The organism is Flavobacterium sp. NRK1, from assembly GCF_024054175.1.
Lineage (GTDB): Bacteria > Bacteroidota > Bacteroidia > Flavobacteriales > Flavobacteriaceae > Flavobacterium.
The window spans coordinates 1589422-1604781 of sequence record NZ_JAMXLA010000001.1 but is presented as its reverse complement, the minus strand read 5'-3'; the positions used below and the strand labels follow the sequence as shown (position 1 = coordinate 1604781).

10 protein-coding genes are annotated in these 15360 nt (G+C 34.8%); 1 reads left to right on the top strand and 9 read right to left on the bottom strand.

The genetic code is table 11. The annotated features are described in order from the left end of the window. Positions 1 to 2: 2 nt before the first annotated feature. The 7 genes from NHE85_RS07430 to NHE85_RS07400 form a co-directional block, all read right to left on the bottom strand. Positions 3 to 1010: an HNH endonuclease gene (locus tag NHE85_RS07430; protein WP_252811203.1), complete on the bottom strand. Its 1008-nt coding sequence runs from the start codon at positions 1008 to 1010 to the stop codon at positions 3 to 5. Next, a complete protein-coding gene (locus tag NHE85_RS07425; protein WP_252811201.1) occupies positions 1007 to 2902 on the bottom strand; it encodes an ATP-binding protein in 1896 nt (631 codons plus the stop codon). Before NHE85_RS07425 ends, NHE85_RS07430 begins: the two co-directional genes overlap by 4 nt. Positions 2903 to 2904: 2 nt before the next feature. Next, entirely contained in the window at positions 2905 to 4710 is a 1806-nt protein-coding gene (locus tag NHE85_RS07420) for a restriction endonuclease subunit S (RefSeq protein WP_252811199.1), read from the bottom strand. 4 nt (positions 4711 to 4714) lie between these two features. Further along, the gene (locus NHE85_RS07415; protein WP_252811197.1) at positions 4715 to 7537 is read right to left on the bottom strand and encodes a DEAD/DEAH box helicase family protein; all 2823 of its coding nucleotides are present in this window, start codon (positions 7535 to 7537) and stop codon (positions 4715 to 4717) included. 198 nt (positions 7538 to 7735) lie between these two features. Then, positions 7736 to 8986 (bottom strand): relaxase/mobilization nuclease domain-containing protein, encoded by a 1251-nt coding sequence (locus NHE85_RS07410; RefSeq protein ID WP_252811195.1) that lies wholly within the window; start codon positions 8984 to 8986, stop codon positions 7736 to 7738. Continuing rightward, positions 8974 to 9363, bottom strand: coding sequence for a plasmid mobilization relaxosome protein MobC (locus NHE85_RS07405; RefSeq protein ID WP_252811193.1), 390 nt, complete (start codon positions 9361 to 9363; stop codon positions 8974 to 8976). Before NHE85_RS07405 ends, NHE85_RS07410 begins: the two co-directional genes overlap by 13 nt. Before the next feature lie 278 nt (positions 9364 to 9641). Beyond that, positions 9642 to 10706: a DUF932 domain-containing protein gene (locus NHE85_RS07400; RefSeq protein WP_252811191.1), complete on the bottom strand. Its 1065-nt coding sequence runs from the start codon at positions 10704 to 10706 to the stop codon at positions 9642 to 9644. Between the two features lie 640 nt (positions 10707 to 11346). On the opposite strand from NHE85_RS07400, the gene NHE85_RS07395 reads away from it, so the two are divergent. Then, positions 11347 to 12786, top strand: a complete 1440-nt coding sequence (locus NHE85_RS07395; protein WP_252811189.1) for an ATP-binding protein — start codon at positions 11347 to 11349, stop codon at positions 12784 to 12786. 237 nt (positions 12787 to 13023) lie between these two features. Here NHE85_RS07395 and NHE85_RS07390 read toward each other — a convergent pair whose 3' ends face one another. Then, entirely contained in the window at positions 13024 to 13581 is a 558-nt protein-coding gene (locus NHE85_RS07390; protein WP_252811187.1) for a hypothetical protein, read from the bottom strand. Positions 13582 to 13591: 10 nt separating this feature from the next. Next, a complete protein-coding gene (locus NHE85_RS07385) occupies positions 13592 to 15115 on the bottom strand; it encodes a hypothetical protein (RefSeq protein WP_252811185.1) in 1524 nt (507 codons plus the stop codon). Positions 15116 to 15360: the final 245 nt, after the last annotated feature.

Here is a 15360-nt window from a genome sequence, read left to right as displayed (position 1 = left end):
GTTTAAGTTATTAATTTTAGTTTTGATGCGATATCTTGTGTGAATTTTGCAAAGGGTCTTTTATAACAATCCTCGGGCCTAGCATAATTACGCATTATTATTCTGTCAATCATAGCTGTGTCAGTATAAAGCTTATTATTCAACAAATCAATTATTGACTGTTTGTATGCTGGAGTATATAGTTCTTTGATGTATAGAAGTTCTTCTATAATATCCTTCTGGGTGTCATAAATCTCTTGCACTCTAAAAATTTCATTGAAAGAATCTTTATCTACACCTTCAATTTTATACGTGAAATTAAGGTCTTCTTTATTTTTTGTTTTCCAATATGTTTGAATTACACTTTCGTCTAATTCAAAATCGATAAAACTTAATTTAGCGGGATCTTCCTCATAGAAATTAAATTCTATGGATTTGTTGGATTTAGCTTTATTACAAATTGAACATGATGGTATTAAATTAAAAAAAGAAGTAGATAAAAAAGGATATTTAGATTTGGCTTTTACATGATCTAATTCAAATGTTGCTTTCCTTTCCTTCAAGTCGCCTTTCTTATTTTTACCATAATTGATCTTAAAAAATTCGACGGGTAAAATTACGGCTAATTGTGCATTGCAATAAAAACAGCATTTATATCCGAAAGTGAATGCAAAATCTAAATATTCTTTATTCCGGAGTTCATCATATCTTAAGCAACTAAGAATGCTCTTGTAAAATGTCTCATCAGCTGCCACAACGCTACTATCAATAATTTTGTCAAACTCCTCGCATAGTATTTTAATTTCAGAAGGAGTAGCCTTTAAAATACGTGAATAATCTTTTATGATCTTTTCGAGGTATTTCTTTTTCTTTTCCTTTTTATTGTGTGTAAGTTTTTTGGACTTTGCAATCTTCTTCTTTAAAGAATCCAAACTTACTAAGGGCTTCTCGAAATCTCGATCATAAAAGAGTTTATCACAGAAATCATTCACACGATCCTGTAATTCCTTAGTAATTAATATTTTTCTCATTCTCTATTACGATATTTTTCAAGTTGCTCCCTTAATTCTTGTATAATTTGATCTTTATCTTTAACATTCCTTTTTTTTGCCAAAAGAAACTGTAGCCTTTCTTTAATTATTGGCTCCCCAATAATTTCTATTACACGCTCAAAATAATTCAATTTTTCTTCATCTACATCCTGATCACTAGTGAGTAAGTTGCCTATTTCTTCTATTTTTTGTCTAGAAAAATCTCCAATAAATGAATTCGATAAATAAAATTTGTCGGCCAAGAGCTCGTGTATGTTGGCTGCAAACGTATTATTTAAAGGAAATTTTGAACTTGGCTCTCTTCCGATACTGATTGTATCTTCTATTTGCAAATCGCTCAATAAATAAGGCGAATGGGATGTAATAATGAAACTTTTTTCTACAGGAATTACTTCTTCTGAAAATTTCAAAAGGTGGGTTAAAAACTCTTTTTGCCACTGTGGATGAAATCCTGTTGATCCTTCATCAATTAATATATATATATGATCTAGTTCCGCAAATTCAACATCATCTTTGATTTGTTGATATCCATAATAAATCCTTGAGAATAAATTCAGATAAGCTTTCTCACCAGTGCTTAAGCCTTTCCAATCAAAAGTAAATACAGGTAAGTCGGATTTAAAAGGCATCAATGATAATATTTCAAGTTCCACTTTTAATAATTCTTTAGCTGTCGCCAAATCATAACTAAAAGTATCATCATTAACGTCATAAGACTTAAATAAGTTAATAAGTTGCAATGCCTTATTTACAGCTTCACCAAATTTCTCCTTATGTCTTACAACAACAAGATTGTCGAAGAATATTGTATTAAGCTCATTCAAATTTTTATCGTAATCCTTTTCTTCGAGCGATATCCCAATAATTGACTGTCTAAATTCTCCTTGACTGTTTTCCTTGGGATCCGGGCGATATTCGAATAAAAAGTATATTAACTCTAATATTCTTTTAAAGAATGAATCGCGAGCGATAAAATATTCATAGTCCCTAACAGTCTTTCCTCTTAAGTAATCACGCGTAGCTCTATGCGATTTAATAAATGCCTTGTCGATTTCATTGTACAGACGAACATCATCGAACGAAATGTATCGAGGGTCAGAACTGAATTTTTTAGTAAGACCATTAAATGATAAACTTATTTCATTATGTATAAAATCACTATAAAATTGATCTTTGTTTTCTAGAACAGAATCAGCTTGTTCAACAAATGAAATTTGACGTTTTACCTCCTCACGTTTAAAGTTTAATGTCTGAGATAGGGCCTGATCGTCAACTTCTTTTCTATTATTACTTTCATAGAATAACATATCATTAGATACATCAACATATCCTAATCTGTCAAATCTAATTTCTTCAAACTCAAAAAATGGAGAATAATATATTGAAAATGAACACTTAGATGTTAAGTCAATAGTATTAAGATCTATTTCAATTTCCTCTTTTTTTATCTCAAAAGTATCTGCATACGAATAGAGGTCAAATAGATCATGTTCCGGCGGCTGCTTATCAATAGCTTTACTAACTATATTCTCACAGTAATATAATTTATTATTTTGTGAATATACTGCGCACCAATTCCACCAAGTAAAATCATAATTAGGTATGTTTTCGGTTTCTTGTATACTACCAATAACATACTGTAAAAACTTTAAAAATGTTGTTTTTCCTAATCCATTTTTTCCAACGATTGCAGTAATATTAGTGTTATTTCCATATAAATTATTGATGTAATTTTCATTTTTAAGACATGAGATTGCTTTAGAAGTATTGTCTACAGAGAATGTGTATTGTCCTGAAAAATTAAGATCAATATTAGCTATTTGTAATTGTTTTCCAGGCTTTTCAAAAATTTTACAATATAATAATTTCATGATTATTGAATTTCTACCAATTTCTTATCCCAACCTTTCTCTACAATAAACTCAATACACTTCTTCGTTTCAGGCTCATTAAACTTTTCAGCTTTATTTTTAAACTTAGAAGTTTTAAGATCAATTTTCCATTCTGCCATAGATTGCCTTACCGCTACTAAATCGATCGATTTAATATCTTCGATAACCTTGCAGACCGTAGCTAAAAGTTCTGTTTTATGAGAACGCTCTGCTCCTTTATACTTGGAAAAAATAGCCGACAAATCATCTATAGCATTGTTTACCTCGTCCTGATAGGGATTATTATACTTTTGTAGTTTATCATCGTTTGTAGTCTCTATAAATAGCTCATTACGCTTAAAATACTCTTTGTTATTTACGACTTTTTTTAAGGCAGGGGGGTAGGGGCCTAAGTGCCAACGGTCATACTTAAAACCTGTAGGGATTTTATATATAGAGTCTAACAGGTAGAGGTTTTTTGCCAATGTCATTTCACCGTGGTCTATCTTCTCTTTTTTAAACCCGTTAATTACTAATGCCACCAACTGTAACTGATGGAAATATTCGTTATTAATTTTTGGAACTTCAATGGTCTTAACCTCTTTAACGAGTTCCCCTCTAAAAGCCTTTTTTAAAATACTTTGTCGTAATGCTTCTGCTTTTTGTAAGCTCTCAGTAATACTCTCCTCCATTTTATCGGCAACACTGAGGCGGTTTTCTATTTCCTGGATGATCTTCGTTTGTTCTTCAATCGAAGGGCGAGGGAATGGTATTGTTTTAATTATGCTAAGGTTCAAAACACTCATTGTAGTTCCTTTTGCCTCTGTTGAATAAAGATTTTTAACTTTTGAACTTTCAAAATAATACTTGAAAAATGAGGGTAAATAAAGATTAGTATCTAAACTAATCTTTATCAAACGTGGATTGATTATTCCTTCTAAACAGTTCTCAGGAAGTATTAAAACTTTACCGACTGTTCCTACAAGGCTTATTAGAATGTCAAGAGGCTTTATTTTACAGGATTTGAGTTCTTGATATTTTTCCTCATTAATATAGTAATCTCCTAAAAATGCATTGCCACTGATTACTTGTTCTTGACCATAAACTTTATAACCGCTAGGAACATAAAATTCTTTTTTCAAAGATGACCCAAAAGGTCCGGCTTTAAGAGAGTGCTTATTTTTATGGGCTAGGTCAGATATTGTGCTGATTTCCCACCCCTCCGGTAACTCTCCAACTTTTATATTCTCATTCGTCAGTTTCCCCTCAAAAGCATATTTAAGCACACTCTGCCTGTATACTTTTAATTGTTCCTGCGCCAGTTTTAGCTCTGCAATGCCTTTATCAAGTTCGCTAAATAGCTCTTCTATTTTTGAAACTATTGCTTGTTGGGTTTCAATGGGAGGTAATAGAAAATTTTCTTTTTCAACTAATTGAAAATGCCTTGCATAACCTTTGTCTTCTATTTTAATCGTAAATAGTAAATAGTATAGAAATTTGGGAAGTACGTTATCTCTAGCCTTTAATACCTTAACTCCATCTGCTCCAGGTATAAATTTTGTAGAGATAAATTTTTTTACTTTAGTGTGATCTCCAAAAATAATGTAGGGTGGCTCATCAGGAACTAATAGATTTTCATCATCAAAATATCCCCCAATCATTTCCTGTCCTTGATCAATAACCGGAAACTTACCAGTTTCTAGATATTCTTTCTGCTTTATCTTAATTTTATTTAATGATAACTTCCTCGAAATATCTCCAAGCTTCTTTAATTCCCACCCTTCTGGTATGTACTTTATATCTATCATGCTGCTAAGCTGCTAACACTTCATTTAATTCATTAATAATATCTTCGTAGTCATTACCAAACAATTGGTAAAACTTGCCCAGCCCACCGGCGGCATTAAAAGGGCTAAGGTCAAAATCTTCCTTGTCAACATGAAATGAAGTAGCGATAAAATCTTTTATCATTCGTAACCATTGCATTTGCTCTTCGGTAAACTTTTTTCCTGCCCCGGCCTGTTTGTCAAATGTCCAGGCTTTAAAGTTTCTGTCTACCGTAGTATCGTAAGAAGTTAACCAATCATCAATGCCGTTTGCTTTTCGCACCAAAGATACTAAAGCTACCAGTTCCTGCTTAGGTTTTTCTGTTCGTGGCAACCTTTTTATTAGTTCTCCTTCTGTTTCAGCATCTTCAACAGTTACATAAGCATCCCACAGGCTATGTGCTTTTAAAAGCGGTTTATCGTGTAGTAACCTTTCATATAGGTCTTTAATCATCTTGTATGTAAGTTCTCGCCTTCTGTAGGGTTGGCTATAAAATAGCTGTAAAGCTGTAATCTCATCACGATGTAAAGAGATCCATTCCTCAAAATCCTGTACCATAGCTTTTGCCTGCCCACCGAGATCTTTACTCCAACCTATATTGGTTATTTCGTCAAGATTAACGGTGTCTATAATCTGGTCATATTTTTTGCGTACATCAGTAATATAGTCACGTAACTTGTGGTTATTAAGTACTGCAACAGCATTATCTATAATTGCCTGATGTAAATCTTCTGCAACGCGATCTCTTTCAACAGGAGCGCCGCCAATGTTTTTATTGGTTGCCTGTATCCGTAAACCTTCAATAACGTCTGGATCGTGGGCTTGTAGTAGTTGCTTTGCAAGCTGAGGTATAGTTAACCCATTTGCTAGTTCGCTAAATTGTAACTTTTCTTTCTCGCTGACCTGCTTGTCTAAACGCAATAATCTGCTAGCAAGGGAAGTTAGATTCTCTTCAGAGGTATTACCCATAGCAATGCCCTGAAGCAAATCTTTTAGAGAGATACCCGGTGCTTTTTCAAGTGGCCTGCTGTCAGTTTTCTGTGAACTCTCTACACCTATGGCATCAATAATGACAAAATGATCTTTGCTAAACTTAGCTGAAGGCGTTCCTTTGGCTTTTAGCTCTTCGAGACAACAGGTACGGGTACCACGTCCTTTCATCTGTTCATAGTAGCTACGGCTTTTTACATCACGCATGAATAGCAGTACTTCCAGAGGACGAATGTCTGTTCCGGTTGCTATCATATCTACAGTTACGGCTATTCGTGGGTAATAATCGTTACGGAACTGGCTTAAAACACTTTTAGGATCTTCCTCACTTCGATAAGTAATCTTTTTGCAGAATTTGTTTTCTTCAGCAAATTCCTCTCTTACAATATCAATTATATCTTCGGCATGGCTATCGCTCTTGGCAAATATTAACATTTTAGGTACTTCAAAATTTCCCTCCTTATCTAGTCTGTCAGGGAACATAGCCGGAAGATTTTCTTTAGTAGCCCGTATGATACTACGAATAGTGCTTAGATTTACAATGTCTTTGTCTAGTTGCTTGCCGCTATAAGTTACATCTTCATCAAGTGCTTCCCAAAACTTCCTTCTGGTCTGTCGTTCGCGTCTATCTACTTTCTCACCAAGTTCTATTGTGGTAACTCCTTTTACAATTTTGGTTTCAATTGTAAATACATTGTAGGGCACCAGTACTCCATCTATAACTGCCTTTTCATATCCGTAATCAGAAACAATATTTTGGTTGAAGTAACCGAAAGTACGGTTGTCCGGTGTGGCAGTAAGCCCTACCTGAAAGGCATCAAAATAGTCAAGTACCTGCCTCCAGAGATTATAAATACTTCTGTGGCATTCGTCTATTACTATAAAATCAAAGAATTCAATAGGTACTTTTTTGTTATATACTACGGGTGCAGGTTCCTTTTGCAAGGATTTAAATTCATTTGGATTTTCCTCTTCAGCACTTTCATCCATCTCTGTTCCTCTAAGAATAGAATACATCCGCTGAATGGTACTAATATATACTTTATTATCATCAGGCATGAAACTGTTCTTTAGTCTAGTAACACCATACAACTCAATAAACTTGTAGTTCGAATCGTTTGGTTGGTAAGCCATAAATTCTTGCTCAGCCTGTTCTCCTAAGTTTTTAGTATCGACTAAAAATAATATTCGTCCTGTATTAGCATATTTAAGTAATCTATATATGGAGGTAATAGCTGTAAAAGTCTTTCCGGATCCTGTTGCCATTTGCACAAGTGCTTTTGGTCTGAAATCTTTAAAGGATTTTTCGAGATTAGTAATAGCATCTATCTGGCAATCCCTTAAACGATCCTCAGGTAAGTGTGGTAGATCGAGTAGCCTCTTGCGTAGAGACTTGCCGTCTCTCATCCATTCTCTATAAGTTTCAGGTCGGTGAAACGTAAAGACAACCCTAGATCGTGGTTTTGGATCACGATAATCTGTAAACCGACTTACTTCACCTGTACTTTGATATACAAAAGGAAGTGGATCATTATTAAGATATTTAAGTTTAGCAGAGGCATATTCTTCTGATTGTTCCTCTACTGTGGTAAGTTTTACTCCTAGTTCGGGACGTTTTGCCTCAATTATACCTACAGGCTTTTTATCAACAAAAAGAACGTAATCAGCTGGTCCAACGTCGGTCAAATACTCTCTAACTGCAATACCTATTCCAGCAGCCAGATTAACCTTGTCCTTATCCTGGATAATCCAGCCTGACGCAATAAGGTGCTCGTCGATAATATCTCTTGCTATTTGCTCCGGGTTTTGATTTGACATTAGTTATTGGTTATTGGTCTGCTAAAGGTATAAATTTTTAACAAATGTAGATACAGTCTGTTACTGTATCAAATAACTGCTTTAGACATAATAAAATAAAAACCTCGGTCTTTTTTACTATATAACTTTGGCAAAATATACCTTTTTATGCCAATCTTATATTCACCACGTTGCGTGTTTTAAGAAGTTAACCATTCACTACAAATTTCTTCTATTTCTTTTTTTCTTTCTGCCAGATTTAAACTGCCTTGGCGCATAATCAAAATTATTCTCCACCTTCATCAGCACCTCCAAAAAATTAGTCAGCTCACTTATTCCCATAGACGTACGATGCTCATGCAAAACATCAGTTAATTCTTTTCGCGAGTAATCGATTTCCCTTCCAACCTTTTCTTGATTCAATAGTAATTTATCCTGTAACCCCTTAGCACTATATTCCTTTCCTATTTTACTCCCATTAAAAACACTTTTTGTCTTATGATCCACAAACGTCACACCATACACCACCCTTTCAGTATTCTGACGCAAGACAGTATCAATCCCTTCCTTTTGCAATTGCTTCATTAGTTGAGGCAGGATAATGACTTTACCATTTAGAAATGCTGAGTCAATCGAAGTCTTGATCCTGGACTTATCAGGTTGTCTTTTAATCTTATTGGCCGTAAATTTCTTTTCCAAGTTTGTGAGTGTAGGCTTTTCATAAAATTGACTGGCCTTTATGGGAACTCCGACACGATTTCCTTTTTCATCAAGTGCATGATGCACCAATCCATTGTACTTTGCAACTCTTGAATTTTCAGTTCCTTTATCAGCTTCAATATTATACAGCTTTAGTACCGCATTCAGTTCGGGCAGGCTGGTATACTTGTAATTATTGACAACAAAGTTTAGGACATTCTCAATTGCCTTTTTTGTTTCTGCTTTGCCATATCGGACTCTTGCCGAAACAGGCTCCGGCTTGTATTCCTTCTTCTTTTGGTTCTCCGCTTTTACAAGGTTAAAAGCCTGTTCAATTTCTTTGCGTGCCGGTTCCGATTTGTCCTTACCAATGTTATGCATGGCAATCCGTTTTCCGTTTTCCTGCACATTGATCGTTGTTATATGAATATGAGGATGTCCAGCGTCATGATGCTGATAGATTAAGTAAGGCTGATTCCCAAAGCTAATCTTTTCCATATAATTCCCTGCTATCTCCAATAGTTTTTCCTTTGGCAGGCTCGTCTCACCTGGGTCAAAGTTCAGGGAGATGTGCACGGTGTTGCGTTTCACATTTTCATTCAGTTTACATTGCTTTTCAAGCCTATTAAGCTTCATGGCATAAGTAAACCTGTCGGCATCCACAGGATAATTTCCCTGGCCAATGCATTCTGCTTTACCTTCCTTAACCTTGTTCTCATTGTAGTTCAACATCGCCCTAATGGAATGCCCTGTCTTGATTATTGCAACCATTTTTCTGCAAGCTTTTGAAGTTGTGCTTTGACCTCATCAATCTTTGAAAACAGTGTTTTCTTTTGACTATCAAAAAGAAAAAGCATTCCTTTAATTTCGGCAGTCTGTGATGACGCGTTTACCTTCTTTACCAATTGGTTAAAGTTGTTGCCAATAGCATTTAGCTCACGGTTCAGGTAGCTCATTTGTATAATTACTTCATCGGCCGATGCGTCCCTTGTAATGGTATTGATTGCCCTGCTAAAAAGGCAGTGCCTCACATAATCGCTTACACTGCGGCATGTAGTGTTCTTGTAGCGGCTTTCAAGGATAGTAAATTCTTTCTCGGTAAGACGCACATAGATACGCCTTTTACGGTTGTTGTTTCCAGTCTCCATACTATCCTCTTCATTGGTTCAACAGCTGAAATGCATAATAGTGTCCCCCCGCCCCCGAGTTCCGAGGAATGGGCGGCAAGATGCCGTTGTCCGACAACGGGACATCTTGCCATTGCCGCAGACCAAGCAATCGCCCGCAGCCTTTTCTATGTTTTCCACTAATGTAATTCAGTTGAGAGGATAAAAATAATCATAGCCAAATTTTGACTATGATCGTACAAAGTTAGGGCAGGTTTCTATTCCTGCCCTGTTTTCATTTTCTGTAATGCCTGTTTAATTCAGGGTAAAATTCCGTTGCCATTTTTGGCAAAACCGCTGCACAATTCAAAGGCTTTTTGCGCTCTTGTTTGTGCGGTTCCACCCATTACAATGGATTGCAATTTGGCTTCTTCATCTTTATACTTTCTTACATTTTGATAGTAGCCTGTAACAGCATTGTACGCGCCAAATAAAGTGCCTTTTGTAGTGTCCATTTGTTGGGTATCATTTACCATTGCATAGGCAAAAGCATCTTCTATCATATTTTTAAATGCAGTCGATAATTCATGTTCTGCGCCCTGCTTTAAAAGGTCGTAGGTTTCTTTGTTCGGGGATAGTGCCAGCTGTATTAATTTCTTTACCTCATCATCTTTAATCCTGACAGTTGCCCACTCGTTAAAAATGTTTTCTAACTGGTTGCTCAGGGTGTTTGCCAGTCCCATGACTTTGTGCGCATTTTCCAAACGCTGGTTTGCTCCCGAGGTATGTTTTATACGTACTACATTAGTCATGTTTTTTAGTGATGCGTTAAGTGTATTCTGGCAGACAATGCGTACGGGTGTAAAGGCTGCCGTAATGCTTCCGCTGCCATCGTGTGAAGTGGTCAGAAAGATATATTTTTCGGTTACATCATCCCCATTACCCACACGGATATAATCAGGTAGTTTAGCAGTAATAAAAATGCGTTCGCCATTTCCTAAAGCTCCTGCTGTCTCATATAAAATTCCATCCTCACCGCCTACAATGGCATCAAAAAAAGCAAATGCATCACGATTCTGTACGATGTGGTAATCTTTACCCACCACTCCTAAAACGGTGTTGTTATCGCTGCGCACATTGGCAAAATAATTCGGTACTGTGGCAGGCTCACCAGCAGTTAAATCTGTGGTAGCCTGTAGCGTTTCTGTACTGTTTGTAAACAGTGGCGATTTTACCACTTCATAATCCAGTCCCGCATGTTTAATTGCTTCCTGGCTTGTTGGGTAGTCGGTTACTACCTGCCCTAAATTGTGCCATGCTTTTTCCTTTACACTGAAAAAAGAATAACGACCTGTCCTTTCGTTGTAATTAAGATTGTGTCCCATGATTTCTAAGATTTAAGGGTTCGACAAAAAAATTAACTGTGATGAATTCATCACTTTTCTTTTTTAGCCGTCAGCCTCCTTAAAAACACATTTGTTTTTCAAAAGAAAACGGTAAAAAAGAAAGCAGCCGAAAAGTGCGGTGCAGCGGGAAAACAAAAGGAAACGGAATAAGTCCCGAAGGGTGGTGAGCCTGCGAGCCATTATGCCGTAGTCTTTTGTTTTAACCATGAGCTGTGACCGCAATAACTTAGCTGCCTTTTTTTCCGTTTCGTAGTGGAAAAGAATCAGAAGAGAATAACCCAATCAAAAGAGATATCAATGCCTATGCAACACCTTTCTTTTGATGACATAGAATTTAAGTGGGATGTAGTCGTAAAGCAAAGCTAGCAAGAGACAGAAGCTTGCAATTAAAAGTACTTTTAACTTTAATTGAGAATAGACAAATCCACCTGCTATTCCTCCGCAATGAAATATATTATAACAACCTGTTTTAAATAACATACCCTACATACTGAATTAATACTGCAATTGAATAAATAAAATATTTTTTTAATGAAAAATGCCTTATATTAAAAAATAACATCGAATAGATAGATTTAAAACTTCTTATTTTTGTATTTTTACATAAATAAGAATTAATATGAAAATTTCAAAGCTTATTCCAGAAGATAAAATTGTAGAACGATTACAATATGAAAATCCTTGGTGGATTACGAAACAAATCTCATCACTTTACAAGGATATGTCGAAACGCTTATATTTTGATCTTTTTTATCCATATGTAAAAGAAACTGATGTTAGAAGAGCAGTTGTATTAATGGGACCACGAAGAGTTGGTAAGACGGTAATGATGTTTCATACTATTGAAAAACTTATTGACGATGACGTAAATCCACAACGTATTTTTTTTGTAGGAATAGACAATCCTATTTACGTACAACTTGGATTACAGGACATCTTGGATTTATGTATGACTTCTTTAAAATTGACAGACTTGAAAGGGTGTTATGTTTTTTTTGATGAAATCCAATACTTAAAAGATTGGGAGCGCCACTTAAAAGTCTTAGTAGACATCTACCCTGATACGAAATTTATAGTTTCAGGTTCTGCTGCTGCTGCATTAAAATGGCATAGCACAGAAAGCGGTGCCGGAAGATTTACAGATTTCATGTTACCACCACTTACATTTCAAGAATTTATTCATTTAAAAAATAAGAACCATTTAATTCAACAAGGAAATATTCAATATGGAAATAAAGAGATATCCTATTGCTTACCTTTAAATATAGATGAATTAAACTCAGAGTTTTTACAATATTTAAATTTTGGAGGATACCCTGAGGTAGTGTTATCTGAAAAAATTCAAATGGATATGGGGCGCTACGTAAAAAATGATATTGTAGATAAGGTTTTATTACGTGATTTGCCTAGTTTATACGGGATAAGGGATGTTCAGGAATTAAACCGTTTCTTTACGTATATAGCTTATAATACAGGAAATGAATTTTCCTACGAAGCTATGTCTAAAGACAGTGGAATACAAAAAGATACATTAAAGAAGTACCTAGAGTATTTGGAGGCTGCTTTTTTAATAAAGGTTTTAAATAAAGTAGATATTAATGCTAAAAGAATGAAACGTGTTACTAGTTTTAAGGTGTATCTAACCAATCCATCTCTGAGAACAGCTTTGTTTTCTCCAATAACTGGAACAGATGACGAGATGGGAAATATGGTAGAAACCGCTATACTGTCACAATGGATGCACCGTGAAAACCTAGATTTAACTTATGCACGGTGGAAAGATGGTGAAGTAGATTTAGTCTTGGTAGATGATAAAAAGTTTAAACCAGTTTGGGGGGTTGAAATAAAATGGAGTAATCGTTATTTTGAGAAACCAAAAGAACTGTCAAGTCTAATTGATTTCTGTAAAAGCAACAATTTTTCCAGTTCACTAGTTACTTCTATAGACAAACTAGGCACTAAAGACATTGGTGAGTTGTCATTAACCTTTTTACCAGCTTCAGTATATGCATACAATATCGGAGATAATACATTAAAAATGAAAACCACAACTTTTTGATTAGGAAATACCTTTCAATCAAACTGTTACTAAACTTATTTGGGGAGGGTCTCCAGCCCCCTTTTATACTCTTAGCTGTTTCAGCTCCAACTGTAATTTCACTCAATTCGAATTGCACTTATCATAAATCCATTTGTACTATAATCCTTCTACAGTAACATTTGTAATAAGATCACTATTTACCAATGTCATCTCATTAATTACATTTTACGCATATAGACACATCAATACCATCCTTTACGGATTATTCCATTCGTAAATAACATGAATGGGAATAGTTTGCCAGCCTTCGGAGGAAAACAGTATCTTATCTACATTTAAATGCAGTTTTCTTTCATTATACTGCCCTCCTGTTAGATAACCAAATTCTTCTTCCCTTTCGGGAGTACCGCTTGTTATGACGCTAATATCTCCTGTTCTTTCATCAACCATAATCTTAGAATAATATAAGCTTTGGTTAAAAAAGCATTGTTGAAACGGCTCTGACTCAGAATATACCTGTGAATTTGAAACTTCAAACATTATCTCTAATCTATCTGAACTTTCATGATATTCTACACTAGCATCATACAACTGTAATGGGTATACAACCTGGCAATCCATTTCCTCAAACAGGTCGATATTGTATATGTCATCAAAATTTAAATCCAGCGGTTCTTCAGAATACATCTCCTTTAAAATATACCTACCTTCCATATGTAATAAAAATTCATTGCCACTATGGCTTTCATCGTCGCTTTTATCACAACCGAATAACAAAACAAGAATAATAGATATATAAAGAAGTTTATTCATAATAAAAAATTTACTGGACTTTAACTGGTCTTGTAGTGATTATACATTTACCCAGATTGTATTCACGATAAATATAATCTTCATTGTTTTCTTGTATAATTACATTGTCACCAAAGTGAATTAAATATTCACCCAAATCGTTTGATTGTTCCATCCATTTTCTAATAAGGGATTTTGACTGGTTTTCCTCTACACTTGATCCATACTTCATTCCTATTTTTGCTAAAACTTCTGCTGATGCTTCAATCTCAAAGTTGGAATTATATTTTACATTACTTGTTACAGTTTCCTGATTTTCAACCTCCAAATCAACTTCATAAATATGAAGAAGCCATTGATTACTGAAATCTTCTAATCTCCACGTTGCTAGTTCAACATCCGGCTGATAATCTTTTGGTATAATATCGGTAAGTACATAGCATGGCCATGGACCAACTGACTGAGTATCAAATTCAAGATCAAATAAGTTTTCAGGACTAACTGTAAACGGCTTAGTAAGCACATTACTTCCGCTTTTTGCCCCATGGTCTAAAATAACCTTAAAATCAAATTCACCATCTCTCCAAAATCTTGCGGCACTGGGTACTCCTTTATCTGTAATTATGTACCAATAAAGTGAAGGGTCATTAAATTCACTATCAACAGAACTAGGATCTACTATATTATCGTAGGCTTCTAAACCAGTTCCCGCAATCCTAAAATTAACTATTTGTTCCTGATAATTGTTAATGAAAGGACCATTGGGGTTAGTGGGATTAATACCATAATATACATGATCGCGTTGCCAACCTAAATTCTGTTCCTGACCATTAACGTTCCATGCATTTACAAGCTCGTCAACATTGTCTTCATATGGATTATTCCAAGTAACTGGATTTATATTATCGAAGATAATATCACTAAATACGAAATCAAACCGGCCGGCTGTATAGTGTCTTGTTTTAATCCTTCCAAAACTTGGTAGATCTGATGTAACTATTCTCTCACACTCCTTTATTAGTACAACAGGAAATCCTGGAATTGCGTTACCTGGTAATAGATAACTTTTTTCGGTACTGCTTATAATTGGAGTTTTATCGGTATGCAATAGTCGTATAGCTACAAATGGAACTTCAGAGTTTACATTCCAACTTTCAGCAGAAAAACTATTCTTAGGAAGTTTCGGAACATAAATCGTTAAGGTAGGTATTAATTCTTCAATATTCAGTAGATCTTTTTCATCTTCAAAATATTCCAATAATATATTTCGGAAAGTTGTATTTCCAACTGGCTTATCCTTTACAAAATTGTACAATACATCGTAGTCGAGGTCGAATTTTTTAAGCGCCTCATCTTTAATGAATTTTCTCAGTTCTGGATAATCTACAAATGCTTTATGTAAAGCTAAAGCGAACTGTTTTTTTATCTCATAATTATCATTTTTACCGTCCAGATGTTTAGTAGTTAGTGATTTAACAGAATCAGATGGTAATTCATCCTTAGCACACGATAAAATAAATAAACTGGCTAAACAGGTTATAAAGATTTTTCTCATTTAGATATTTGATTGAGTCAAATATTTAAAGGGTTTCTTGACATTTTTCCCTATCAGTGATTTTCCTTTAGCGCTAACAGGAGGGGCAAACCTACTGGTTATAAATCGCTTAAAAAATAAAATCACTAATTAATTTGGGATATTTAACACTTTCCTACAATAAATAATCTAATAATAAATATTCTTACACCACATTATTTAAGATTTACGTTATTTTAAATATATAATATTCAAGTGTTATACAG

Bases quoted from the DNA above. Each gene is read 5' to 3' on its own strand.
- NHE85_RS07400 (WP_252811191.1), bottom strand. From the start codon at position 10,706: ATGGGACACAATCTTAATTACAACGAAAGGACAGGTCGTTATTCTTTT.
- NHE85_RS07405 (WP_252811193.1), bottom strand. From the start codon at position 9,363: ATGGAGACTGGAAACAACAACCGTAAAAGGCGTATCTATGTGCGTCTT.
- NHE85_RS07390 (WP_252811187.1), bottom strand. From the start codon at position 13,581: ATGAATAAACTTCTTTATATATCTATTATTCTTGTTTTGTTATTCGGT.
- NHE85_RS07425 (WP_252811201.1), bottom strand. From the start codon at position 2,902: ATGAAATTATTATATTGTAAAATTTTTGAAAAGCCTGGAAAACAATTA.
- NHE85_RS07430 (WP_252811203.1), bottom strand. From the start codon at position 1,010: ATGAGAAAAATATTAATTACTAAGGAATTACAGGATCGTGTGAATGAT.
- NHE85_RS07420 (WP_252811199.1), bottom strand. From the start codon at position 4,710: ATGATAGATATAAAGTACATACCAGAAGGGTGGGAATTAAAGAAGCTT.
- NHE85_RS07410 (WP_252811195.1), bottom strand. From the start codon at position 8,986: ATGGTTGCAATAATCAAGACAGGGCATTCCATTAGGGCGATGTTGAAC.
- NHE85_RS07385 (WP_252811185.1), bottom strand. From the start codon at position 15,115: ATGAGAAAAATCTTTATAACCTGTTTAGCCAGTTTATTTATTTTATCG.
- NHE85_RS07395 (WP_252811189.1), top strand. From the start codon at position 11,347: ATGAAAATTTCAAAGCTTATTCCAGAAGATAAAATTGTAGAACGATTA.
- NHE85_RS07415 (WP_252811197.1), bottom strand. From the start codon at position 7,537: ATGTCAAATCAAAACCCGGAGCAAATAGCAAGAGATATTATCGACGAG.